This window comes from Nitrospirillum guaranorum (assembly GCF_034653275.1).
Lineage (GTDB): Bacteria > Pseudomonadota > Alphaproteobacteria > Azospirillales > Azospirillaceae > Nitrospirillum.
Map to the genome: position 1 here is coordinate 610,819 of NZ_JAYEES010000001.1, position 21,414 is coordinate 632,232.

18 protein-coding genes are annotated in these 21,414 nt (G+C 69.9%); 4 read left to right on the plus strand and 14 right to left on the minus strand.

The features are described from left to right. Positions 1-84 precede the first annotated feature (84 nt). From UAJ10_RS02395 to UAJ10_RS02440, 10 genes are all read right to left on the minus strand, one after another. The gene (locus tag UAJ10_RS02395) at positions 85-663 is read right to left on the minus strand and encodes a histidine phosphatase family protein (protein WP_322913769.1); all 579 of its coding nucleotides are present in this window, start codon (positions 661-663) and stop codon (positions 85-87) included. Between the two features lie 76 nt (positions 664-739). Continuing rightward, entirely contained in the window at positions 740-1,510 is a 771-nt protein-coding gene (locus UAJ10_RS02400) for a hypothetical protein (RefSeq protein WP_322913770.1), read from the minus strand. Between the two features lie 96 nt (positions 1,511-1,606). Further along, positions 1,607-2,998: a hypothetical protein gene (locus tag UAJ10_RS02405; protein WP_322913771.1), complete on the minus strand. Its 1,392-nt coding sequence runs from the start codon at positions 2,996-2,998 to the stop codon at positions 1,607-1,609. Between the two features lie 157 nt (positions 2,999-3,155). Further along, complete coding sequence (locus UAJ10_RS02410; protein ID WP_322913772.1) at positions 3,156-3,932, minus strand: FCD domain-containing protein; 777 nt, start codon at positions 3,930-3,932, stop codon at positions 3,156-3,158. 130 nt (positions 3,933-4,062) lie between these two features. Further along, a complete protein-coding gene (locus tag UAJ10_RS02415; protein ID WP_322913773.1) occupies positions 4,063-4,773 on the minus strand; it encodes an energy transducer TonB in 711 nt (236 codons plus the stop codon). Positions 4,774-4,792: 19 nt separating this feature from the next. Then, positions 4,793-5,218 carry a TonB system transport protein ExbD gene (gene exbD, locus UAJ10_RS02420; RefSeq protein ID WP_322913774.1) on the minus strand — a complete coding sequence of 142 codons (426 nt, stop codon included), beginning with the start codon at positions 5,216-5,218 and terminating at the stop codon, positions 4,793-4,795. 3 nt (positions 5,219-5,221) lie between these two features. Then, a complete protein-coding gene (exbB, locus tag UAJ10_RS02425) occupies positions 5,222-6,067 on the minus strand; it encodes a tonB-system energizer ExbB (RefSeq protein ID WP_322913775.1) in 846 nt (281 codons plus the stop codon). Between the two features lie 68 nt (positions 6,068-6,135). Then, entirely contained in the window at positions 6,136-7,374 is a 1,239-nt protein-coding gene (locus tag UAJ10_RS02430; RefSeq protein WP_322913776.1) for a PepSY-associated TM helix domain-containing protein, read from the minus strand. Positions 7,375-7,378: 4 nt separating this feature from the next. Continuing rightward, complete coding sequence (locus UAJ10_RS02435; RefSeq protein ID WP_322913777.1) at positions 7,379-8,059, minus strand: Fe2+-dependent dioxygenase; 681 nt, start codon at positions 8,057-8,059, stop codon at positions 7,379-7,381. A 34-nt stretch (positions 8,060-8,093) separates the two neighbouring features. Beyond that, on the minus strand, positions 8,094-10,307 hold the full coding sequence (locus UAJ10_RS02440) for a TonB-dependent receptor (RefSeq protein ID WP_322913778.1): 2,214 nt from the start codon (positions 10,305-10,307) through the stop codon (positions 8,094-8,096). Positions 10,308-10,579: 272 nt separating this feature from the next. On the opposite strand from UAJ10_RS02440, the gene arsH reads away from it, so the two are divergent. Genes arsH through arsC form a run of 3 tightly spaced genes read left to right on the plus strand, consistent with a single transcriptional unit; the run spans position 10,580 to position 12,508 of the window. Continuing rightward, positions 10,580-11,329: an arsenical resistance protein ArsH gene (gene arsH, locus UAJ10_RS02445; protein WP_322913779.1), complete on the plus strand. Its 750-nt coding sequence runs from the start codon at positions 10,580-10,582 to the stop codon at positions 11,327-11,329. Positions 11,330-11,333: 4 nt separating this feature from the next. Next, on the plus strand, positions 11,334-11,681 hold the full coding sequence (locus UAJ10_RS02450; RefSeq protein WP_322913780.1) for an ArsR/SmtB family transcription factor: 348 nt from the start codon (positions 11,334-11,336) through the stop codon (positions 11,679-11,681). Then, on the plus strand, positions 11,678-12,508 hold the full coding sequence (gene arsC, locus UAJ10_RS29995) for an arsenate reductase (glutaredoxin) (RefSeq protein ID WP_463667856.1): 831 nt from the start codon (positions 11,678-11,680) through the stop codon (positions 12,506-12,508). The genes UAJ10_RS02450 and arsC overlap by 4 nt, the downstream gene beginning before the upstream one ends. A 35-nt stretch (positions 12,509-12,543) precedes the next feature. Here arsC and UAJ10_RS02465 read toward each other — a convergent pair whose 3' ends face one another. Further along, on the minus strand, positions 12,544-12,777 hold the full coding sequence (locus UAJ10_RS02465) for a M13-type metalloendopeptidase (RefSeq protein ID WP_322913781.1): 234 nt from the start codon (positions 12,775-12,777) through the stop codon (positions 12,544-12,546). After that, a complete protein-coding gene (locus UAJ10_RS02470) occupies positions 12,774-14,615 on the minus strand; it encodes a M13 family metallopeptidase (protein WP_322913782.1) in 1,842 nt (613 codons plus the stop codon). The genes UAJ10_RS02465 and UAJ10_RS02470 overlap by 4 nt, the downstream gene beginning before the upstream one ends. A 221-nt stretch (positions 14,616-14,836) precedes the next feature. Between UAJ10_RS02470 and UAJ10_RS02475 the strand changes: the two genes are divergently transcribed. Next, positions 14,837-15,562, plus strand: coding sequence for a hemerythrin domain-containing protein (locus UAJ10_RS02475; RefSeq protein ID WP_322913783.1), 726 nt, complete (start codon positions 14,837-14,839; stop codon positions 15,560-15,562). A 110-nt stretch (positions 15,563-15,672) separates the two neighbouring features. Here UAJ10_RS02475 and UAJ10_RS02480 read toward each other — a convergent pair whose 3' ends face one another. Both UAJ10_RS02480 and UAJ10_RS02485 read right to left on the minus strand, forming a co-directional pair. Further along, entirely contained in the window at positions 15,673-16,677 is a 1,005-nt protein-coding gene (locus UAJ10_RS02480) for a hypothetical protein (RefSeq protein WP_322913784.1), read from the minus strand. Between the two features lie 132 nt (positions 16,678-16,809). After that, a complete protein-coding gene (locus UAJ10_RS02485; protein WP_322913785.1) occupies positions 16,810-21,162 on the minus strand; it encodes a beta strand repeat-containing protein in 4,353 nt (1,450 codons plus the stop codon). Between the last annotated feature and the right edge of the window lie 252 nt (positions 21,163-21,414).

Genomic DNA, 21,414 nt, shown 5'->3' on the forward strand with positions numbered 1-21,414 from the left:
TCGGTATCCCGTTCAGTCCCTATTCCCTTTTTGCCCCATACCCTCCTGGCCCCGGCGGGCGATCGCCGGGGCATTTTCTTCCGCTCACAAGGGCGTGTCGCTGTCGCCGGCCAGCAGGCGGGGGTACAGCGCCTTGAAGGCGAAGCCGCCGTCCTTGTCCCCCTTGCCGCCGTCCTTGCGCTTGAAGCGCAGCACGACGTCGAAGCGGTCCTCCGGCCAGGCGGTGGGCGGCTTGCCCCGGCGGACGGGCAGCAGGGGGATGATGCTCTCCACGATGGCCTGGTGCTCCCAGCACACCAGCACCACGCCCGACAGGGTCAGCAGCTCCTTGACCAGCTCCGCCTCCTGCCCCTTGCCATAGGTGGTGTTGGGCACCTCCAGCCCCAGCCGCGCCGCGAGCGGCGAGGCCGTCTCGAACGGCCGCTTGCTGGGGCCCTTGTTCACCGTGGTGCCCGGTGTCGCGGCATAGACCGCCGCCGGCTTGGCATAGGTGCCGTCCTCCAGCCCCGCCCCGAACAGCGCCGCCCAGGCCCCCGCCCGCTGCCAGCCGCGGATGACCAGGGACTCCTTGTCCTTAGTCCCGTCCAGGGTCAGGCCGGGCCCCGGCCAACTGCCCTCGGGCTTTTCGGCATGGCGGATGAAGTACAGCGTCAGCTTGCTCATGAGGGCCCCTCCGGTTGGTTTTGCTCATTACGCGAGTAAACCCGCGCGATGACAATGCCGAAGGTGGCGGCATGCCTCAGGTGGTGCACCACAACGGCAGATGACGTGCCACAGCCAGTTTGGCCAGGCGATACACGGTCTCGCTGGCCTGCCAGGCGGCGTCCAGCACATGCTCCGGCGCGTCGTCGTCCGCCGTCCAGCGCACGACCTTGGGATCTGCCCGGCGGATCAGGGTGCGCACCTCCGTCACCTCGCGCAGCAGATTACTGACGGAGCCGAAGCGGCCTGGGTGTCCCTCCCAGTCCGGTTCCTCGATGATCATGTCGCGGTGAAAGGGCAGCCAATATTGCTCGACCAGCAGCAGTTGCGGGTAATGCCCGGCATAGCCCCGCTGTTCCGCCTGCGTTAGCGCCCGTTCCAGGTCCGCCTGTGCCGGCCGCTCCGCGCTAACCAAACGCGCCAGCGCGGCCGGGCCGCCTTCGTCGGCCAGCGCGGTCACGTAGCGCAGCATGACATCGGCGCTGGTGGCGACATCGTCCCCATCCTCGAAGTCGCTGCCCTCATCCCAGGCCAATGTCTCACCTAACTGGCCTCGGTACTTGGCCGCCAGCCGGTCGCGCCAGGGAATGACGGCATCGGCCACTGGATAGCGGAACACCGGCGCGCCAATGACGACCTTGGGCTTGCCACCGGTGCCGGCACCCGGAAATCCCGTCAGCAAATCAATGATATATTGCTGACCGGCATCATTCTTGGGCTTGGGCGCCGCCATCTGTTGGCGCTCCATGGCGGACGTGTCCAAATAGGCGATCCGATGCAGGGGAGAGACCTCGTAGCCGATGCCCATGGGAATCCTGAGGGATGGAGGTGTGACGTCTTCCGGTTGTGGCTCAGAGAGTAAAGAGGTGGTTGCTGGTTTGGCAAACGGATAGTGATGCTTTCCTCACGGCACCGCCGCCCTGTCTCCACCCCCGCGTTTCGCCGCCTGCAGGTCGCGCACTTCGTCCATCACCGTGTCGCGGCCGGCGGCGAAGTCGGGGAAGCGCCAGCCCACTTCCTGCTCGGGGCTGAGGTCGCCGGCGGCGACGCCGAAGGCGTAGTTCAGCCAGAAACACTTGGTGACGTCGTGGCAGCCGTGCACCCAATCGTGCATGCCGGTGGCGTAGCCCACGGTGGTGTTGGTGTTGCGCAGCACCAGGGGCGCGCCCGTCTCGCCCCAGAAAGTGTCGCGGTCGCCCACGCGCTGGCCGATGATGTGGACGCGGGCGCCGCCGTAGTACTTGGCGCGGGCCAGGGTGACGATACCGGCGGAGAAGGTGGCGTTGCCGGTCAGCAGCCACAGGTTCCCGTCCGGGGCCAGCAGAGTGGGCAGGCGGCGGGTGAAGTCCACAATCTTGGTATAGTCGCCGCCGCCGTTGTAGCGTAGGTCGATGACCATCCAGCGCCAGCCGCCCGGCGGCGCGCCGGCGGCGATGGCGTCCAGCTGCCGGGCCAGGGGGCCCTTGTCATCGTCCATCACGGCGTTCAGGCGCAGGTACAGGCCCTGGTGGTCCAAGGGCCGCGTCTCCACGCTGGCCGTCCTGCCGCCGTAGAGGTGGGTGAAGGCGGCGGCCTGCGGCAGCCAGCGCAGGCTGTCGGCGCCGGCCATGGGGCCCGCCTCCAGCGACGCCTGCATCGTCTGCCCCGCCTCATCCGTCAGGGTCAGCGCCAGGTGGCGGCCGTCCGTCTCCGGCCAGACGGCGCGCAGCAGGGCGGGGCTGACCAGCAGGTTGACGCCCTGCGCCCGCGCATGCTCGTCATTGCCGGTCAGGTAGGGGCGCACGGCGGCGGGGATGTCGTCGGCGGGGTGGCCGTCGATGGCCACCACCCGGCGGCCCAGCAGGCTGGCCTGGGCGTCGGCGGCGCCGATGACGTACAGGCCGTCGTCGAACCAGGCCAGGCGCACCGGCGCCACGCCGTATTCCGCGTACTTGGGGAACAGCTGCACGGCGGTGTGGCCGTTGCCGGCCAGCGCCACCAGCCGCGCCATCTCCATCACGAAGGTGGGGGCGTCCAGCTCGCCCGCGCGGGCGCGCAGGTCGGCCACCCCACGCGTGAAGGCGGCGCACCCCTCCGCCGTGAAGCTGCGGTCCAGGTCCAACAGCACCAGCAGGTCGTCCAAATCCTGGCCGCGCGCGTCGGCGATGCTGGTGGGCGAGGGTTTCGGGGCCAGGGTGACGCTAGGGCTGAACCGCGCGCGCAGGGCTGTGCCCACCAGCCATTCCGCCCTGAACCACAGCGCCGCCACGGCGGCGGCCACCACGATGACGGCGATCACGAGCCGCTTGTATGTCATGAGTTTTCCCCTTGTTCTGACGCGGGGGCTTACTCAAACGGCGTGCCAGATTGGTTAATCTCTATTTTTCAATGGGTTGGCGGCGGGTCGCGAAAAGGCCATGGCGCCGGCCGTCAAAAAGTGGGCGCCGCCGCCAATCAAGGGCCGATCTCGCCATCTATTTGTCGGCGGCCACGATATCCCCGCCGGCGATGCGGCGCAGCGAGGCCTCCAGCCGGGCGTCGGCGCGGGAGATTTCGACCAGGGCGTCGCGGATGAAGTTGATGTGCGCCTCGGCCGCCACGCGCGCCGCCGCCGGGTCGCCTTTCATGATGGCCTCATAGAGGGCGCGGTGCTGGCCCAGCAGCAGTTGGCGCACGCCGGTGCGCTGGTACAGCTTGGCGCGGTTGAAGAACACGTCCTGGCGCAGCATCTCGGCCAAGGCCCGCATGATGTGCAGGATGACGACGTTGTGCGTGGCCTCATAGACCGCCAGGTGGAAGTCGGCGTCGGCGTCCGCCTCTTCCTTCGCCACATCCTGTGTGTGCGCGGCCTCCATGGCCTCGAACCGGGCCTGGATCTGGGCGCGGTCCACATCGGTGGCGCGCAGGGCGGCGTAGTAGGCGGCGGCCCCCTCCACCTCCGTCCGGAATTCCAGATAGTCCAGGGTGGTTTCCGGCCGCGCCGCCAGCACGGCGTGCAGCGGCTCGGTGAAGGTGGGGCCCAGCAGGGGGGCGACGAAGGTGGCGCCGCCCCGGCCGCTGCGCAGCAGGCCCCGCTGCTCCAGCTTCTCCAGCGCCTCGCGCAGCGAGGGGCGGGAAACGTTGAAGCGCACGGCCAGTTCCCGCTCCGGCACCAGCTTCTCGCCGGGGCGCAGGCTGCCTTCCACGATCAGCTGTTCCAGATGCTCGGCGATGGTGTCGGCCAGCTTGGCCGGCCGGATGCTGTCCTTCATGGGGTCCCGTCAGCGTTTCCTCTGCCCCACCATCTCCGGCCGCCCTGCCTTCGGCGGCGGCGCGGTGGCGCGGTCAAAATAATTGACCAGCAGCACCTTGGGGTGCAACGGAAATGACGGGCCGGGGGCCTCAGCGCAGCAGGCTGAAGTCCACCGGCACCGACCAGTCCAGGGGCTTGTCGTCCGGGGCGGAGGGCAAGGGGTCCGCCCGCCGCACCGTGGCCACCGCCTCCTCATCCAACAGGGGGAAGCCGGAGCTGCGCTCCAGCGTCACGCCCAGCACATGGCCCGCTCGGTCCAGGGTGAAGCGCACCTGGGCCGTGCCCACCTGATGGCGCTGCCGCGCCTGCGACGGATAGCGCAGATAGCGGTAAAGGTGCGCCATCAGCCGGCCCTCATAGGTGTCCGGCCCCTTGCTGGCCGGTGCCGGCGGGGCGGGCAGGGCCTCCGGCGCCGGGGTGGCCGTCTGCACCGCCGTGCTGGGCGGCGGCGGCTCGGGTTGCGGCGTCGCAATCGGGGCGGCCTGCGGCGGCACCGGCGGGGGCGGGGGCAGGGGGATGGGCTTCACCGCCACCGGCTTGGGCGGCGGGGGCTTGGGCGTGGGTTTGGGCGGCTCCGGCTTCGGCGGCTCCGGCTTGGGCGGTGCGGGTGGGGGCGGTGCCGGGGGCGGCGGCAGATCGATCTGCAGCGGCGGCGCCGGGGGCGGCGGCTCCAGGGTGGACCGCGCCATCAGCCAGGGCAGGGCCAGGGCGTGGGCGGCCAGCACCAGGGCCAGGCTGCCGCCCCACACCAGGCGACCCCGCCTGTCGCCCGTGGGCAGGCCGCCGCCATCTTTGTTCATCGATGCCATCGCCATGGCGTCACGGGGCCCCGCCGCCGTCCAGGCCCACCAGCGAGACCTTCAGGTATCCCGCCGTGCGCAGGCTGTTCATCACCGCCGTCAGGTCGCCGTAGGAGACGACGCGGTCGGCGCTGAGGGTGATGCGCTGCTCCTTGTCGCCGCCAGCGGCCTGGTCCAGGGCGGCGGCCAGGCCGTCGCGCGCCACGTCGGCGCCGTCGACCGCCAGGGTCAGGTCGGCGCGGATGGTCAGGGTCACCGGCTTTTCCGGGTGCGGCCGGGGCGGCGCGTTGGAGGAGGGCAGGTCCACCGGCACGTCCACGGTGGCCAGGGGGGCCGCCACCATGAAGATGATCAGCAGCACCAGCATCACGTCGATGAAGGGCGTGACGTTGATTTCGTGTGTTTCGGCCAGCTCATCGCCGCCGTGGGAAAGACGGGCGGCCATGGCTCACTCCGCCGCGCGGCTGCGGACCCGGGAGGCGCCCACCCCCTGCGCGCCCGCCTGCTCCCGGTCCAGGTCGCGGCTGACCAGGCGCAGCACGCCGGCCGACACGTCGGCCAGCAGCACGCGATAGCCGTCCACCTTGCGGGCGAAGACGTTGTAGACCACCACCGCCGGGATGGCCGCCACCAGGCCGGTGGCCGTGGCCAGCAGCGCCTCGGCGATGCCAGGGGCCACCACGGCCAGGCTGGTGGTCTGGGTCTTCGAGATGCCGATGAAGCTGTTCATGATGCCCCACACCGTGCCGAACAGGCCGACGAAGGGGGCGGTGGCGCCGATGGTGGCCAGGATGCCGGTGCCGCGCACGATGGCGCGGCGGGCCTTGGCCTCCAGCCGTTCCAGCCGCAGGATCACGCGCTCCTTCACGCCCTCGGCCGGCAGGCCGTCGGACTGGGCGCGTTCGGCGCCCGCGGCGCGGGCGAAGGCCAGGGCCAGGGCGTCGGCCTCGTTCGTCAGCTGGCTGGCCGCCACGTCCAGGCTGGGGGCGTCGTCCAGCTTGTCCAGCGAGCCCTGCAGGCGGCCGCGCGCGGCGCGCAGCTCCAGCCCCTTGGCCAGCAGGATGGTCCAGGTGACGACGGACGCGGCCAGCAGGCCCAGGATGACGGCCTTCACCACGCCGTCGGCGTTCAGGAACATGCCCATGGCCGACAGGTCGTGCGGCACGGTGGCGGCGGCCGCGCGCGCCGTCCCCTCTTGCGCCCAGGCGCCGCCAGCCGCGCCCCAGCCCAGCGCCGCCGTCAGGCCGGCGGCCGCGCGCTTCAGCCCGGCGTGCTTCAGCAATATGGTAGCCATGATGGTCGTGCCCCTCTTTGACATCGGTGCGTCCTTGGCCTGACGCGTCGTGAAACGGTTGGCGGTGGTCATTCCGCGGCGGATTGCAGGATGGCGGCGGCGCGGGCGGCGCCGGCCTTACGGTTTCGGCGCTTGATCCACCACATGCAGGTGCCGGTGACGGCGAACAGGGTGGGCAGCAGGCCGCTCAGCGCCACCAGGGCGCGGTAAATGGGGCCCAGCCCCTCGCCCTCGTGCAGGGGGCGCATCCAGCCGGTGACCTTGTTGCCGGCGGCCTGGGTGCTGGGGTCGCGCACCTCCACCACCTGGCGGGCCCAGGGGTCGACCATCAGGGTGACGGCGCTGGGGGCGTCACCGCCCGGGGGCGCCAGCACCACGCGGATGGCCTGGTCGGGGCCCTGCGGCAGGCTGGCGCCGCGCAGCGCCAGGCCGGGGCGGGGCGACGCCGCCAGGGCGATGGCCACGGCCTCATCCACGCCGGCCGGGTCCACGCCGTCGCGCGGCGCCACCTTGGGCACGGCGAAGCCCTGGGTCTGCGCCGCCATGGGCAGCACCGCGCCGATGCCGGCGGCGATGGTCTGGGGGAAGGCGATGGCGACGCCGGTGAAGCTGACCACCAGGAAGACGACCAGGCCCCAGATGCCGGCGGCGCCATGCAGCTCGCGGTGGAAACGGGCGCCCTTGGCCGCCTTGCGCACGATGAAGGACTGGCGCCACTGCCCGGGCCGGGGCCACCACAGCACGAGGCCGGTGACGCCCAGCGCCGTCATGATGATCCCCAGGTACCCCACTAGGTCACGGCCGCTGCGATCCTGGATCAGCAGGTTGCCGTGCAGGCGGTGGATCCAGCCGATGGTGGCGTCCAGGCCGGGCGTGCTGACCACCGTCAGGGTGACAGGGTCGATGTGCACGCTGGTGCCCGGCATGCCGCCACCCTGTGCGCCGCCTTGCGGGCGGGGGCCGCCGGCGCCGATCTGGCCGCCTTGGCCCTGGCCATGGGCGTGTTCCCCACCCTGCGGCATGCGGCGGGGGGCCTGGAAGCGCACGGTGGCCGTGCCGCCCGGCGCGGACGGCGCGGCGTAGCTGGCGGGCCGGGCGCCCGGCGGGGCCACCGCGGCGGCGGCGGCCACCACCTCGGCCACGCCATGCGCCGCCGCGTCGGCGGGCGGGGCCGGCAAGGACGGGGTGAACAGCGCGCGCAGCTCGGGCTCGATCACCAGCACGGTGCCCGACAGGCCCAGCGCCAACAGGGGCAGGCCCAGGATCAGGCCCACCCACAGGTGCAGGAAGCGCAGCGTCTTCATCATGGCGTCAGGCCTCCGCCCAGCGGCGCAGCAGGTTGTGATAGATGCCGGTCAGCCGCACGACGGCGGGCTGGCCGGCGGCCTCGCGGTTCAGGTCCTGGATGGTTGTGTCCAGGTCGAACAGCAGGGTGCGTTCGCCATCGTCGCGCACCATGCTCTGCATCCAGAAGAACGAGGCGATGCGGGCCCCTCGGGTCACCGGGGCCACGCGGTGCAGGCTGGTGGACGGGTACAGCACCATGTCCCCGGCCGGCAGCTTCACCTCATGCTCGCCGTAGGTGTCCTCCACCAGCAGCTCGCCGCCGTCGTACTCGTCGGGGTCGGCCAGGAACAGGGTGGCGGACAGGTCGGTGCGCACGCGGTGCGGCGTGCCGGGGATCTGGCGGATGGCGTTGTCGACGTGGATGCCGAACGACTGGCCGCCAGCGTAGCGGTTGAACAGCGGCGGGAAGACCTTCAGCGGCAGGGCCGCCGACAGGAACAGGGCGTTCTTCTCCAGCGCCGCCAGGATCATGTCGCCCATGGCCCGGGCCGCCGGATGGTCGGCCGGGATCTGGGCGTTGTTCTTGGCCATGGCCGACTGGTGGCCGGCCGTCACGCGGCCATCCACCCAATCGGCGGTTTCCATCTGCTGGCGGCACCAGGCGACCTGCTCTCGCGTCAAGACGCCGGGAATGTGAAGAAGCATGGGCGCGGCCTTGGATGGTCTGGGGTTGAAAGGCTCAGAAGGCGAAGTTGGCGGTGAACTGGACCGTGCGGCCCTCGCCCGGGACCAGGTGGGCCGGGTGGATCTGGTCGACGTAGTCGCGGTCGGTCAGGTTGATGATGTTGGCCTGGATGCTGATCTTTTCCGTGATGTCGTACTTGGCCATGGCGTTGAAGGTGACATAGCCGGGCACGGTGTTGATCAGGTTGGTGGCCGCCACCGGGCTGGAGCTGCCGATGCGCTGCGACACGGCGTTGGCGCCGCCGCCGATCTGCAGCTGGTGCGTCACCTGGTAGGTGGTCCACAGGTTGAAGGTGTGGTGCGGCACGTTCGGCAGGGCGCGGCCCACCTGGCTGAAGGTGGTCGACTTGATGACCCGGCCGTCCATGTAGGCGTAGCTGGTGCTGACCTGCCAGTCCTCGGTGATGCGGCCCGTCACCTCCAGCTCCACGCCCCGCACCTTCTGGTCGCCGCCCAGGACGTTCAGGGCGGAGTTGTTAGGGTCGGTGACGCGGGCGTTGTCCTTTTCCGTCTGGAACAGGGCGGTGCGCACGCTCAGCGCGTCGTGCAGCAGGTCGATCTTGCCGCCGACCTCATAGGTCTTGTTGCTTTCCGGGTCCAGGTTGGCCGTGGCGGCGGACAGCGACAGCTGCTCGGCCGACGGGTTGAACGAGGTGCCGAAGCTGGCGTAGAGGCTGCTTTCCGGCGTGGGCTTGAACACCAGCGAGGCACGGCCGGACGGCAGGCTGTCGGTGCGGGAGAAGGCGGCGGCCGCCGGGGCCACGGTCTGCGTGTAGTCCGTGTCCAGGTGGTCGTAGCGGAAGCCGCCGACCAGCGACCACTGCTCGTTGAACTTGATGGTGTCGACGGCGAACACCGCCACCGTGTCCACCGTGGTGCTGACGCGGGACGAGATGGCGCCCACGCCGGCGAAGGCCTGGTACTCGTTGGGGTTCAGCAGGGTGGTGTTGGGCACCCCGCTCCACGCGGTGCGCGTCGGGTCCGAGGTTTCGCGCGACAGTTCCACGCCCGCCACCAGATGGTGTTCCAGGAAGCCAGTGTTGAACCGGGCTGAGGCCGTGGCCTGGTCGTCCAGGGTGGTTTCCACGCTGCGCACGGTGATGGCGTTGCGCTTGATGGCCACGCCGGACAGCGGGCCGACCGTGGCCGGCGTCACATTGGCGTTCACCAGCTGCGGCTCGGTGATGCGCACGTTGCGGTAATAATTGCCGTAGCGGAACTGGTTTTCCAGGGTGACGCCGGACGTCAGGTCGTGCTGCACGTCGGCGGTCACGACATTGGCGTCGGTCTTCAGGTAATCGCTGTGGAAACCGTAATAGGTGCGGTAGTCCACCGGCGCCGGCTTGCCCAGCAGGAAGGGGATGCCGTAGTCCGGCCGGTCGTCCTCCGACTGGTGCAGATAGCTGATGGTGACGCGGGTGGGCGTGCCGATGCCGAAGGCGACGCTGGGGGCGAAGCCGTAGCGCTCATTCTTGGCGCCGTCGCGGCCCTCGACGAAGCTGCTGGTGCCCATGGCGTTCAGGCGGACGGCGGTGGTGGCGTCGATGGCGCGGTCCACGTCGGCGGTCAGGCGCTTCATGCCATCGGTGCCCAGGCCGGCGGTGCCGGCGGTGATGGCCTCCAGCGTCGGCGTCTTGCTCACCTGGTTGATGGTGCCGCCGGTGGACCCGCGGCCGAACATGGCGCTATCCGGGCCCTTCAGCACCTCGGCCGACTGATAATTGAAGCTGTCGCGGTAATAGCTGCCGAAATCGCGCAGGCCGTCCAGGAAGATGTCGGACCGGGCGCTGAAGCCGCGCAGGGTCAGGCTGTCGCCCTGGGCGCCGCCCTCACCGGCCGCCAGGCTGATGCCGGCCACGTTGCGCAGGGCGTCGCGCAGGGTGGTGACGCCCTGGTCCTTCATCTCCTGGCCGGAGATGACGGTGACGGACTGCGGGGTGTCCAGCAGCTTTTCCGTCAGCTTCACGTTGGACGACCGTTCCGTGCGGTAGTCCTGCGCCGGCGCGGCATCCTGGTCCTGCACCGACAGGGTGGGCAGCTGGCCCGTGGTCCCCTGGGTGGCGGGCGCCGTCGCCGTCTGGGCCTGCGCGCCCAGGGAAAGAAGGGCCCCGCCGGCCAGGCCGACGCTGGCCAGCCCCAGGGCGGTGCGCGCCAGCGTGCGCGGCGCCTTGGCCCGGCTGGCGATGATGATGTTGCGGTTGCTCGACATGACGGTCCCCACCTTATGCCACGCTATGTGGTTGGCTCCCCGCGCGGATCCCGGCTATCGAGCTCCGCGGTTATACCCCTTGTTAAGATTGCGATCGACTCTTATTTGCCGATTTGCCGCCTGTCAACGGGCTGATGAGACTGATTATCAAAATCCATCGAAGGGGCCCGCATGGCAGTGTTGCGACGCGGCAAAATGGGAAGGGGTGGGTGTTTGACGCAACCGATCCGGCGCTGTTGACAATTCGATATTTGTGGAATTATCGTATCGACATGACTGACCTGCCGAACATCGACCTTGCCCGGTTCGACCTCCCCGACCTGGACAAGCTTACGCCCAAGCGGATTTCCACCCATCCGCCACGGATCCTGCTGCTCTACGGTTCACTGCGGGAGCGGTCCTACAGCCGTTTCCTGACGCAGGAGGCCGCCCGCCTGCTGCAGCGGTTCGGGTGCGAGACCCGCATCTTCGACCCCACCGGCCTGCCATTGCCCGACAGCGTGCCGCCCACCCACCCCAAGGTCGCGGAACTGCGTGAGCTTTCCATCTGGTCCGAGGGCCAGGTGTGGTGCTCGCCGGAGCGCCACGGCACCCTGACCGGCGTGTTCAAGAGCCAGATCGACTGGCTGCCCCTGGAGACGGGCAGCGTCCGGCCCACCCAGGGCCGTACCCTGGCGGTGATGCAGGTGTCCGGCGGCAGCCAGTCGTTCAACGCGGTGAACGCCATGCGGGTGCTGGGCCGCTGGATGCGCATGGTCACCATTCCCAACCAGTCGTCGGTGGCCAAGGCCTATCAGGAGTTTGACGACGACGGCCGCATGAAGCCGTCCTCCTACTACGACCGCGTCGTGGACGTGATGGAGGAACTGGTGAAGTTCACGCTGCTGGTGCGCGATCGTTCGGACTATATGGTCGACCGCTACAGCGAGCGGAAAGAGGCCGCGGCCAGAGAACCGAAGCCGGACTTGGGCGCCGTCGCCATGAGCCATGAGGCGCCCGCGCCGGCATCCGGGGGGGCGTGACCGGGTGGAACCGAAAGCCGCCATCGACGCCTTCGCCGCCCTGGCGCAAGAGACCCGCTTGAGCGTCTTCCGCCTGCTGGTCCAGGCGGGCCCCGGCGGACTGCCGGCCGGCGACGTCGCCGCCCGGGTCGGTGTGCCGGCATCCACCCTGTCGCACCACCTGGGCCTTCTTGAGCGGGCGGGCTTGCTTCGCTCCTGGCGGGTGCAGCGACAGATCTTCTATGCCACCGATTACGAGGGCACCCGCCGCCTGTTGGCCTTCCTCATGAAGGATTGCTGCCAGGGTCTGCCCGAACTGTGCGGCACGAACATCGCCGACCCGATCGACTGCTGTGTGGAGACGATGGCGTGAGCGGCACGACGATCTACCACAACCCGTCCTGCGGCACGTCGCGCAACGTGCTGGCCTTGCTGCGGCGTGTCGGTGCGGAGCCCGAGGTGGTGGAGTACCTGACGGCACCCCCCGGCCGCGCGGTGCTGGCCGACCTCATTCGGCGCATGGGCCTGCCGGTGCGCCACGTGCTGCGCCGCAAGGGCACGCCCTATGCGGAGCTGGGCCTGGACAACCCGGGCTGGACCGACGCGGACCTGCTGGACCTCATGGTGGCCCATCCCATCCTGATCAACCGGCCCATCGTGGTGACGCCCCGAGGCGTAAAGCTCTGCCGTCCGTCCGACGTCGTCCTGGATCTGCTGCCCGACGCGCCCCTGGTCGACCTTGATAAGGAGGAGGGCGCGCCCTTCCTGAGGGACCGGCCCATCGTGGCATCCGATCCCGGCCTGGTCGCGGCGCTGACCGCCGCCGACCTGCCGGTCGCGGATCTGGCCGAGGGCGGGGGGCGCTTCTTCGCCTACCGGACCCTGGGCGGCACACCCATGGGTTACGGCGGCTACGTGCCGCTGGGCGCCGACGTGCTGCTCCGCTCCGTCACCGTGCCGCCGGCGGCGCGGGATCGCGGCATCGGCCTCAACCTGCTATCCCTATTGCTGCGCCGCGCGTGGGAGGAGGGCCACCAGCGGGCCTGGCTACTGACCACCTCGGCCGGCGGCTTCTTCGAGAAGGTCGGCTTCAAGGCTGTCCTCCGCGACCAGGCGCCGGCAGCCGTCCTGGCAACGTCCCAGGCCCAGGGCCTGTGTCCGTCCAGCGCCATCCTGCTGTCGCGGACCATCAGCGTCTAAGGATCGCCCCACGGCCCGGTTTCCAGGCCACGGGGTCACCAGACCCGCACCCGCTCCTCCGGCGCGAGATAGAGCTTGTCACCCGGTTTCACGGCGAACGCGTCGTACCAGGCGTCGAGATTGCGCACGACGCCGTTGACGCGGAATTCGGCCGGGCTGTGCGGGTCGGTCATCACGTCCCGCCGCAGCTGGGCCTCGCGGACCTTTTCCCGATATGTCTGCGACCAGGACAGGAAAAAGCGCTGTTCCCCTGTGAATCCGCCGATCACGGGCGCCGGCCCGTCCCCCGCGACATCCGATAGGCATCGAGCGCCATGCTCAGCCCGCTGTTGTCGCCGATGTTCTCGGCGAGGGTCATGGCGCCGTTGATGCGCAGGCCGGGCAGGGGCTCGTACCGCGAATACTGCGCCGCCAGGGCATCCACCCGCGCCCTGAAGCGGGCGACATCCTCGTCCGTCCACCAGGCGTGCAACACGCCGTTCTCGTCCGATTTCGCGCCCTGGTCGTCGAAGGCGTGACCCATCTCGTGGCCGATCACCCCGCCGATGCCGCCATAATTGACCGCGGGGTCCGCGGCCGGGTCGAAATAGGGCGGCTGCAGGATCGCCGCCGGAAACACGATCTCGTTGAAGAAGGCGTTGTAGTAGGCGTTGACCGTCTGGGGCGTCATGCCCCATTCGTCCTTGTCGGTGGGCTTGCCCAGGCGACCGGCCTTGCGGCGCCATTCCCACAGCCGGGCGCGGGCACGGTTGCCAACCGGGTCGCCGGGCCGGACCTCCAGGGTCGTGTAGTCGCGCCAGGTGTCGGGATAGCCGATCTTCACCCGAAGCTTGTCCAGTTTGCGCAGCGCGGCCTGCCGGGTCGCCGGCGCCATCCAGGCTGCTTGGGCGATACGCATCCGGTAGGCCGCGCGCAACATCTCCACCAGGGCGACCACCTGCGCCTTGGCGTCGGCGCTGAAATGACGGCGCACGTAGAGCGCGCCCACCGCCTCCCCCAGGGCGGCGTTGACCGCCCCGGTCGCGCGTTTCCAGCGTTCCCGCTTCCGGGGCTGGCCGGACAGGGTGCGGCCGTTGAAGTCGAACGCCAGGTCGTCGAAGGCCAGCGGCAGCAGGTCCGCCACCGCGTTCAGGTGATGGAAGGCCAGGTAGCTCCGCCATGTCTGCAGGGGCGTCGCGCGGAACAGCGTCGCCAGTCGCTGGATCGCGTCGGGCTCCTTCGCGCCGAACAGGTCGTGATCCTCTGGAATATCCAGCGTCGCGAAGACGTCCGCCCAAGGGAAATCGGGCGCCAGCGTCATCAAGGCGGCCCGCGTCCTTGGATTGTAGGTGAGGGTGCGGTCGCCCCGTTTCTCCGCCGGCCAGTGCAGGGCGGCGATCGCGGTCTCCAGCGACAGGATGCCGGCCGCCGCCGCGCCCGGTTGGGGATGGCCGGCCAGTGACAGCATCCCTTCGATGTAGGTCCGGTACTTGTTCCGCCCGTCGATGAAGGATGCCTCGGCCTTCAGGTAGTAGTCGCGGTCCGGCATGCCCAGCCCGGCCTGGCTGACGTTGACGGTATAGCGGTCGGGGTCTTTGTCGTCGGCCCAGATGTCGATGGAGAACGGGCCACCCGCGCCCAGGTCGACACGCGCCATCAGCCGGGCGACCTCCTCATGGGACCCTGCTTGGGCGAACGCGGCGAGGTTCTCCTGGATGGGGCTGAGGCCGGCCCCCTCGATCGCGGCCGTATCGAGGTAGGCGGTATAGAAGTCGGCGATCTTTTGCTCCGTGGCGCCCGGCTTTTGCGGCCGGCGGGTCAGGTCGTCGAGGATCACGCGCACATCGGCTTCGGCCTTGGCGCGCAGGGCGAAGAAGGGCCCCCAGGCGGCGCGATCCGGTGGAATCGGGGTGTTCGCCAGCCACGAACCGCCACCGTGGCGAAAGAAGTCATCGCCCGGCCTGACCCTCGGGTCCATGCCCGCGATGTCGAATCCCCAGGTGCCGATCGCCGGCGGGGTCGCCGCGGCGGGGCTCCGCTTCGGCAGGAGAGAGAAGCAAAGTGCCGCGGCGGCGGAGGCGAGGACGCCTCGCCGGCTGGTCCCTTTTGCCGGGTCTGCGCTGTTCATGGACGCCATCATCGGGTCGAAGGCCTGGCGGTATGTCGGATGTGCCCCGCCAGTGGCCGGGCAGTGAGGTCAGTAGGCGCCTACGGGATCGCCGCCGTCAAATGGAATTCTGGTTCATTGACGTGGACGGGAACCGCGTTCCCACTGGGGCGTTTCCGCCGGCAGGCTGTCCGTGGCAACCGCGCCACCCGGCTGCAGGGCGAAGGAAGGGAAGGAAAGCGATGGACATCATGGATCAGGGGCGCCGGTCCTTCCTCCACGCCGGCTCCGCCGGCGTCATCGCGGCCGCGGGCTTGGCCTTGGCGGGATGCGGGAAGGGGGCCGGCGGCGAGAAGGACGTCGGCGCGGTGGAGGATTTGATGCGCGAGCATGGCGTGCTGCGCCGGGCCCTGTTCGCCTACACGGAGGCCGCCGCGCGGCTGCGCGCGAACGGCGGGGCGACCAGCTCCGTGACTGTCGACGCGGGGGCCCTGAAGCGGGCGGCGACCTTGTTCCGCACGTTCGGCGAGGATTACCACGAGCGCCTGTTGGAGGAGGCCCACATCTTCCCGGCGATCCGCAAGCTCCAGGGCCCGGTGGCGGCCTATCCCGACGTGCTGACGGCGCAGCACCAGCGCGGGCGGGAGATCACCGACTACATCCTGGGCGTGACCGGCCGGGGTGCGATCGGGACCGCCGACCGGGAACCGATGGCGCGCGCCATGGAGACCCTGGTCCGCATGTACCGGGCCCATGCCGCCCATGAGGACACGGTGGTTTTCACGGCATGGAAGCAGGCCCTGTCCGGGCACGAGCTGGAGGAGATGGGGGACAAGTTCGAGGAGATCGAGCACCGGCAATTCGGCAAGGACGGGTTTGACGACGCGGTCCACCAGATCGCAGACATCGAACAGGCCTTGGGATTGGCCGACATCGCCCAATTCACCGCGCCACCGCCACCCGGCTGACGGGGGCCACCTTCTGGATTTTCTGACTTCGACGAAGCGTCAGGAAAACTCTAAGCTTCCGGTCCGTCGTGCTCCTCACGCTTCAGATGAGCGCATCTGAAGCGATCGCCCTAAGGCGCACCGAAGCTCTGCCACATATGCATGGTGATGCCGCTGCGTTGCAGCGTGCCGATCTCCCAGGGATCCATGGCATAGAGGCCTTCCAGATAGGCCTTGTCCGCCACGCTCAGGGTCTTGGGCTTCTGGTTGTCCGCGCAGTTGCCCGCGAACAGGTCCAGGATGCTGGGCAGGTCGCCGCACTGGTCCACCGCCTTGGGCTGCGCCAAGGCCAGGGCGCCGAGATAGTCCGCCACCGCGCCCAGCTTTTGGCCCAGGATCCGGTCGGTGTTCACCACCAACAGGACGTGGGTCAGCACCGGGCGCAAGCCGCCGGTGGAAAGCCGGCTGCCCAGCCCGCCCCCCACGCTCATCTCATAGGGATCGTCGATGGCCGTGAGGATGCCGTTGCTGGTGGAGGTGACGTACCAGGCCTGGATAGGCTTGGTGACTTGGGACAGGGCCTTGGCCTGGTGCACGAAATGATAGCCCAGCAGCCGGGGGTATTTATCCGCCACCACGTCCATGAGCACCTGTGGCTGGTCGGTGAAAAAGATGTTCACGTTGGTTTTGCAGGAGCCGCGGGACGTCGGTGCCCCGACGGCTTGCGCGATGGCGCGGATGCGCGTGGTGACGAAGGTGGCGATATCGGCCGGGGCGTTCTGCACCTGGGGACATACCGCCTTGTCCCAACGGGCGATCTGGTCGCTGTACGGCGCGCGCTTGCCATGGTCTCGCACGAAATCGCCGATGATCTCCTGCAACTTCTCCGTCTTCAGGCGCATACCGGTGACGACGACAGTCTCGGCGGTGTCCGCATCGTTTTCCTTTACATCGCTTTCTGGAGCACCGCTTTGGGGAACACCGCCACTGGGCGCATCCGCCATGGGTGCGCTGGCCGGGGATGCGGCGCCGCTGGATTGGGCCAAGGCCAGGGAGGGGGGCGCCGCCAGCCCAAGCGCCAGGGCGGCGGCGAAGGTGATCACGTTGCGCCGCTTGTCCGTCTGGTCATGCCTCACAGCCGCCTCCCGATGCGCCACACCCGTTGCTTGCTCATGAGGCTAAGCGCAACGCTGGATGGCAGCAATGGTTCACTTTCGCGAAAATGGGCGGGCCGACGCCCCTTGCCCTGGGATGCCGGCCCGCCGGGGTCAGAACCCGGTGCCCCCGATCTGGGCGGTGGAACCACCGACGACGGTGCCGGTGGTGATGGTGCCGGCGCCGGCGCTGTTGACGATGGTGCCGCTGGTGTGTTGGTAGCCGATCAGCAGGCCGGCATAGTAGGGCGGGTCGCTGGTCAGGATGTCGCTGACACTGCCGCTGTTCACCACCGTGCCGCTGTTGTTGCCGATGAGGCCGCCGACGATGCTCAGGCCCGAGATGGTGCCGCTGCTGCGGCTGTCGGTGACCGTGCCGTTGTTGGTGCCCACCAGGCCGCCGACGGCGTTGTCGGTCTGGGCGTTGACGTCGCCGGTGGCGTAGCTGTGGCTGATCAGGCCGTTGTTGGTGCCCACCAGGCCACCGATGGCGCCGCTTTCCGGCGCGTTGAAGACGTCGCCGGTGGCATAGCTGTTCGTGATGGTGCCGTCATTTATGCCCACCAGCCCGCCGACGCCGCCATCCCGCCCGCCGGAGGAGACGGTGCCGCCCGCATGGCTGGTGTCGACCATCCCCAGGTTTTCACCCACCAGGCCGCCCACGGCGTCGCCCCGGGCGCTGCCCGCCACGATGCCCAGGGCGTAGCTGTTGGTGACGGTGCCGCTGTTGGATCCCACCAGCCCGCCCATGCCATAGCTGCCGTAGCCGCTGTCCCTGATGGCGCCGGTGGCGTAGCTGTTGCTGACCAGGCCCAGGTTCTGCCCCACCAGCCCGCCGACATAGACGCCGGCATAGCCGGGGAAGGTGGTGACGCCGGCCACCGTGTCGCTGATGGTGCCGCTGGCGTGGCTGTCCAGGATCGTGCCGCTGTTGACGCCCGCCAGGCCGCCGGCGCGGTAGTTGGTGTTGACGTCGCCGCTGGCCCAGGCACGCTGGATCTCGCCGCTGTTCAACCCGACCAGCCCGCCGACGGTACCCGATGTCTGGGCGACGATGGCGCCGGTGGCGGAACTGTCGGTGATGGTGCCGCTGTTGACGCCCGCCAGGCCGCCGACCATCAGGCCACCGGTGCCGGCGCCGCCGGCCACGCTGATGGTGGCGCCGGCCTGGTCGCCGCCCAACAGGCCGCTGTTGCCGCCAACCAGGCCGCCCACCCCTTGGGCCAGGGTGCCGGTGTTGATCAGGCCGGTGGCGTAGCTGCTGGTGATGGTGCCGGCGTTGGTTCCGGCCAGTCCGCCGACCCCGGTGACACCGTTGCCCACCGTCACGGCGCCCAGGGCGAAGCTGTGGTTGATCAGGCCGCCGTTCTGACCCACCAGCCCGCCGACGCCGCTGACGCTGTTCCCCGCCTGCACGGCGCCGGTGGCATAGGCATCGGTGATGGTGCCGGTGTTGCCGCCCGCCAGGCCGCCCAGGGCCTGGCCCCGGTTGCCCGCCGTCACCCGGCCGGTGGCATAGCTCTGCCCGATCGTCCCGCCGCTGTTGAGGCCGACCAGTCCGCCGATGTCGGTGCCGGCCACCAGGCCGCTGTCGTCGCGGGCGGTGACGGCGCCGTTGGCGTGGCTGGTGGTGATGACGCCCTTGTTCACGCCGGCCAGGCCGCCGGTCGCGCTGACGCCCTCCACGCCGCCGGTGGCGTAGCTGTCCGTGATCACGCCCATGTTGTAGGCCACCAAACCGCCCACGGTCTGCGGCCCGGCGATGGTGCCGGTGAAGCGGGCGATGACGCTGCCGGTGGCGTGGCTGCCGCTGATGGTGCCGAAATTGTAGGCCACCAGGCCGCCCAGGTTGGCGGTGCCGGTGACGTTCCCCGTGGCGTAGCTGCCGGCGATGGTGCCGTAGTTGCCGTTGGTGTTGACCAGGCCGGCGGCGTTGGTGACGGCGTCGCTGGCATGGCTGCCGCTGATCACGGCGCCGTTCACCCCCACAAGGCCGGCCACGCCGTTGCCCAGCATGCCGCCCGCGGCGTAGGAATTGGTGATGGCGCCGAGTTCGTTCAGCCCCACCAAGCCGCCCCAACCGGCGCTGTAGGGTGTATCCGCCACCGTGACGGTGGCCGCCGAATAGCTGTCGATGATGGTTCCGGCCAGGGAGAGGGGCGGGGGCCAATGCGGGTCGAACAGGCGGACGAAGCCGTTCTGCCCCACCAGGCCGCCCACCTGGCTGGCATTGGCACCGGCCGCCACCGTGCCCAGCGAGAAGCTGCTGAAGATCCGGCCCTGGTTGTCGCCCACCAGCCCGCCGACATTGGCGGACAGGGTGCCGGTGGTCACCCGGTTCAGGGTGTAGCTGTCGATGATGGTGCCGCTGTTGCCGCCGGCCAGGCCGCCGATGCCGTTGCCGGGCTGGGGCGGCGGGGTGATGTTGAGGATGGTGCCATCGTCCGGCAGGTCGATGTCGCCGCCCGTCTTGCTGCCGGCCGTGACGCTGCCCAGGGCATAGCTGGCGCTGATCAGGCCGTCGTTCTGGCCCACCAGGCCGCCGATGCGGGTGGTGTGGTCGCCGGCGCTGACCGCCACGGCGGCGTGGCTTGAGGCGATGGTGCCGGCGTTGGTGCCGGCAAGTCCCCCCACCCGTTCCGACCATAGGTTGGTCAGGGCGATGGTGCCCGTGACCTGGCTGTTGGTGATGGTGCCGGCGTTCCAGCCGGCTACGCCGCCCACGTTCTGGCCGCCGCTGGCGTTGACCGCCGTCAGCGACACGTCGTTCAGCGTGCCGGAATTGCCGCCGAACAGGCCGACATAGCTGAAGCCGCCGCCACCCACGGTCAGGTTGGCGATGCCATGGCCCAGGCCCTGGAAGGCGCCGGAGAAGGGCGTGGCGCCGTCACCCACGGCGGTGTAGGCGAAGCCCGCCATGTCCAGGTCGGCGTTCAGGGCGTAGTGGCCGCCCAGATCGCCCGCCATGGCCTGCAACTGCGCAGGATTGTTGACCAGGGTGTAGGCCTGGCCCTGGATGGACAGGCCGTCGCCCGGGCCGGCCAGCGTGACCTTGGCGCCCTGGTTCACGTCCAGGCCGCCACTGCCCCCCTGGGCGGGGTTCAGGGCCAGGCTGGCGGCGGTGGCGCCGCCGTGGCTGATGTCGGCGCTGACGGTGATGTCCCGGTAGGCGTTCAGGGTCAGGCTGTTGGGCCCGGTCCAGGCGATGGCGCCCGCCACCAGGATGTCGCCGTTTCCACTGCCGGTGGACCCGGTTTGCAGGGTGACGTTGGTGGTGGCCAGGGCCGTTTCCACCGTGCCGCTGCTGACGGCGCCGGGGCCGCTGGGGCCCACGATCAGATCGGCCGGGTCCAGCAGCCAGGTGCCGGTGTGGCCGTGCGGCGCGGTGGTATCGACATGGATGTCGGCGATGGACAGGGTGGCGCCTGAGGTCTCGACGGTGCCGCCATCGCCGCCGGCCGCGCCCGCCTTGGCGCTCAGCGTGCCGGCGACGGTGGTCACGCCATCCGACTTCAGGCGGATGGTGCCGCCGTCACCCGCGCCCGCGCCATCGGCGGCGATGGTGCCGCCGCTGTCGATCCCGGTCGAGGCCTCCAGCGTCACCACGCCGCCGTGGCTGGTCAGCGCGCTGGCCTCAATCACGCCGGTGTTGTTGATGACGCCGCCCAGCAGGGCGTCCGCCGACTTCGCGGCCAGCACGACCTGGCCATCGGGGGCGGCGATCATCTGATGGTTCACGATCAGCGTGCGGATGGCGGCCGGATCCACCGCCACGCTGACGCCCCCCTTATCGCCCTTTGGATCGAAGGTCAGGGTCACCGTCTCGCCGGCGGCCAGCACCACGCTGCCCAGCTTGGCGGTGATGACGCCGTCGTTGATCACCTCTGGCGCCAGCAGGCCGACATAGCCGCCGCTGGCCGCCGTCAGGGCGCCCTGGTTGGCGACCGTGGCGGTGCTGCCGTTGCGCTGGAAGGTATAGGTGCCGGCCATGAAGTCCTGGTTGGCGATGTCCAGGGTGGACGCGACCAGGCCGCCGACGTTGACGCTGGCGCCCTGGCCGAAGGTGATGCCGGCGGGATTGACGATGAAGATCTGCCCGTTGGCCGTCAGCTTGCCCAGGATTTCCGAGGGGATGCCGCTCAGCACGCGGTTCAGCGCCGCCGAGGCCGGGCCCGGCTGCTTGAAGGTGACGCCGGCATTGCCACCGATGCTGAAGTCCTGCCAGGTGATGACGGCGCGCTGGCTGGTCTGGTTGACCGTCATGGCCGTGCCGGACTGGCTGATGCTGGCGCTGCCCACCGCCACGCTGCCGCCGGTTGGCAAGGTGGTGGGGGCCAACGGGGCGGGGGCCGTCTGGGCCTGGCCCGCCGCCGGCCATCCCGCCGGCCAGAGGGCGGCGGAGGCCAACAGCAACAGACGCAGGCGGGCCGGGCGTTTAGGCGTGGGCTGGAGACGCAGGTCCCTCATGGTGAATCCCTCGGGGTTCCCTCCCGCCTGGTGCCGCCGGCGGGCTGACGCGGGGGGAGGACGCCGAAGGGCGTGGGGCCGGACAGGCGCGCATGCGACGACCGCGCTGGGGTAACCAGCGTGGTCGGAAATCGGGTCGCTTTTCTAAGAAGGCGCGGGTGCGCGCGGCTGGTGGCGGTGGCCTTGTTTACGGCGTGGCTCCCTGCCTGCGATAGTAGGTGCTGCGCCACCGGCCGGCCTGTGACCAACCGG

Coding starts and splice junctions, on each gene's coding strand:
- UAJ10_RS02395 (WP_322913769.1), bottom strand. CDS start 663: ATGAGCAAGCTGACGCTGTACTTCATCCGCCATGCCGAAAAGCCCGAG.
- UAJ10_RS02400 (WP_322913770.1), bottom strand. CDS start 1,510: ATGGGCATCGGCTACGAGGTCTCTCCCCTGCATCGGATCGCCTATTTG.
- UAJ10_RS02405 (WP_322913771.1), bottom strand. CDS start 2,998: ATGACATACAAGCGGCTCGTGATCGCCGTCATCGTGGTGGCCGCCGCC.
- UAJ10_RS02410 (WP_322913772.1), bottom strand. CDS start 3,932: ATGAAGGACAGCATCCGGCCGGCCAAGCTGGCCGACACCATCGCCGAG.
- UAJ10_RS02415 (WP_322913773.1), bottom strand. CDS start 4,773: ATGAACAAAGATGGCGGCGGCCTGCCCACGGGCGACAGGCGGGGTCGC.
- exbD (WP_322913774.1), bottom strand. CDS start 5,218: ATGGCCGCCCGTCTTTCCCACGGCGGCGATGAGCTGGCCGAAACACAC.
- exbB (WP_322913775.1), bottom strand. CDS start 6,067: ATGGCTACCATATTGCTGAAGCACGCCGGGCTGAAGCGCGCGGCCGCC.
- UAJ10_RS02430 (WP_322913776.1), bottom strand. CDS start 7,374: ATGATGAAGACGCTGCGCTTCCTGCACCTGTGGGTGGGCCTGATCCTG.
- UAJ10_RS02435 (WP_322913777.1), bottom strand. CDS start 8,059: ATGCTTCTTCACATTCCCGGCGTCTTGACGCGAGAGCAGGTCGCCTGG.
- UAJ10_RS02440 (WP_322913778.1), bottom strand. CDS start 10,307: ATGTCGAGCAACCGCAACATCATCATCGCCAGCCGGGCCAAGGCGCCG.
- arsH (WP_322913779.1), top strand. CDS start 10,580: ATGACTGACCTGCCGAACATCGACCTTGCCCGGTTCGACCTCCCCGAC.
- UAJ10_RS02470 (WP_322913782.1), bottom strand. CDS start 14,615: ATGAACAGCGCAGACCCGGCAAAAGGGACCAGCCGGCGAGGCGTCCTC.
- UAJ10_RS02475 (WP_322913783.1), top strand. CDS start 14,837: ATGGACATCATGGATCAGGGGCGCCGGTCCTTCCTCCACGCCGGCTCC.
- UAJ10_RS02485 (WP_322913785.1), bottom strand. CDS start 21,162: ATGAGGGACCTGCGTCTCCAGCCCACGCCTAAACGCCCGGCCCGCCTG.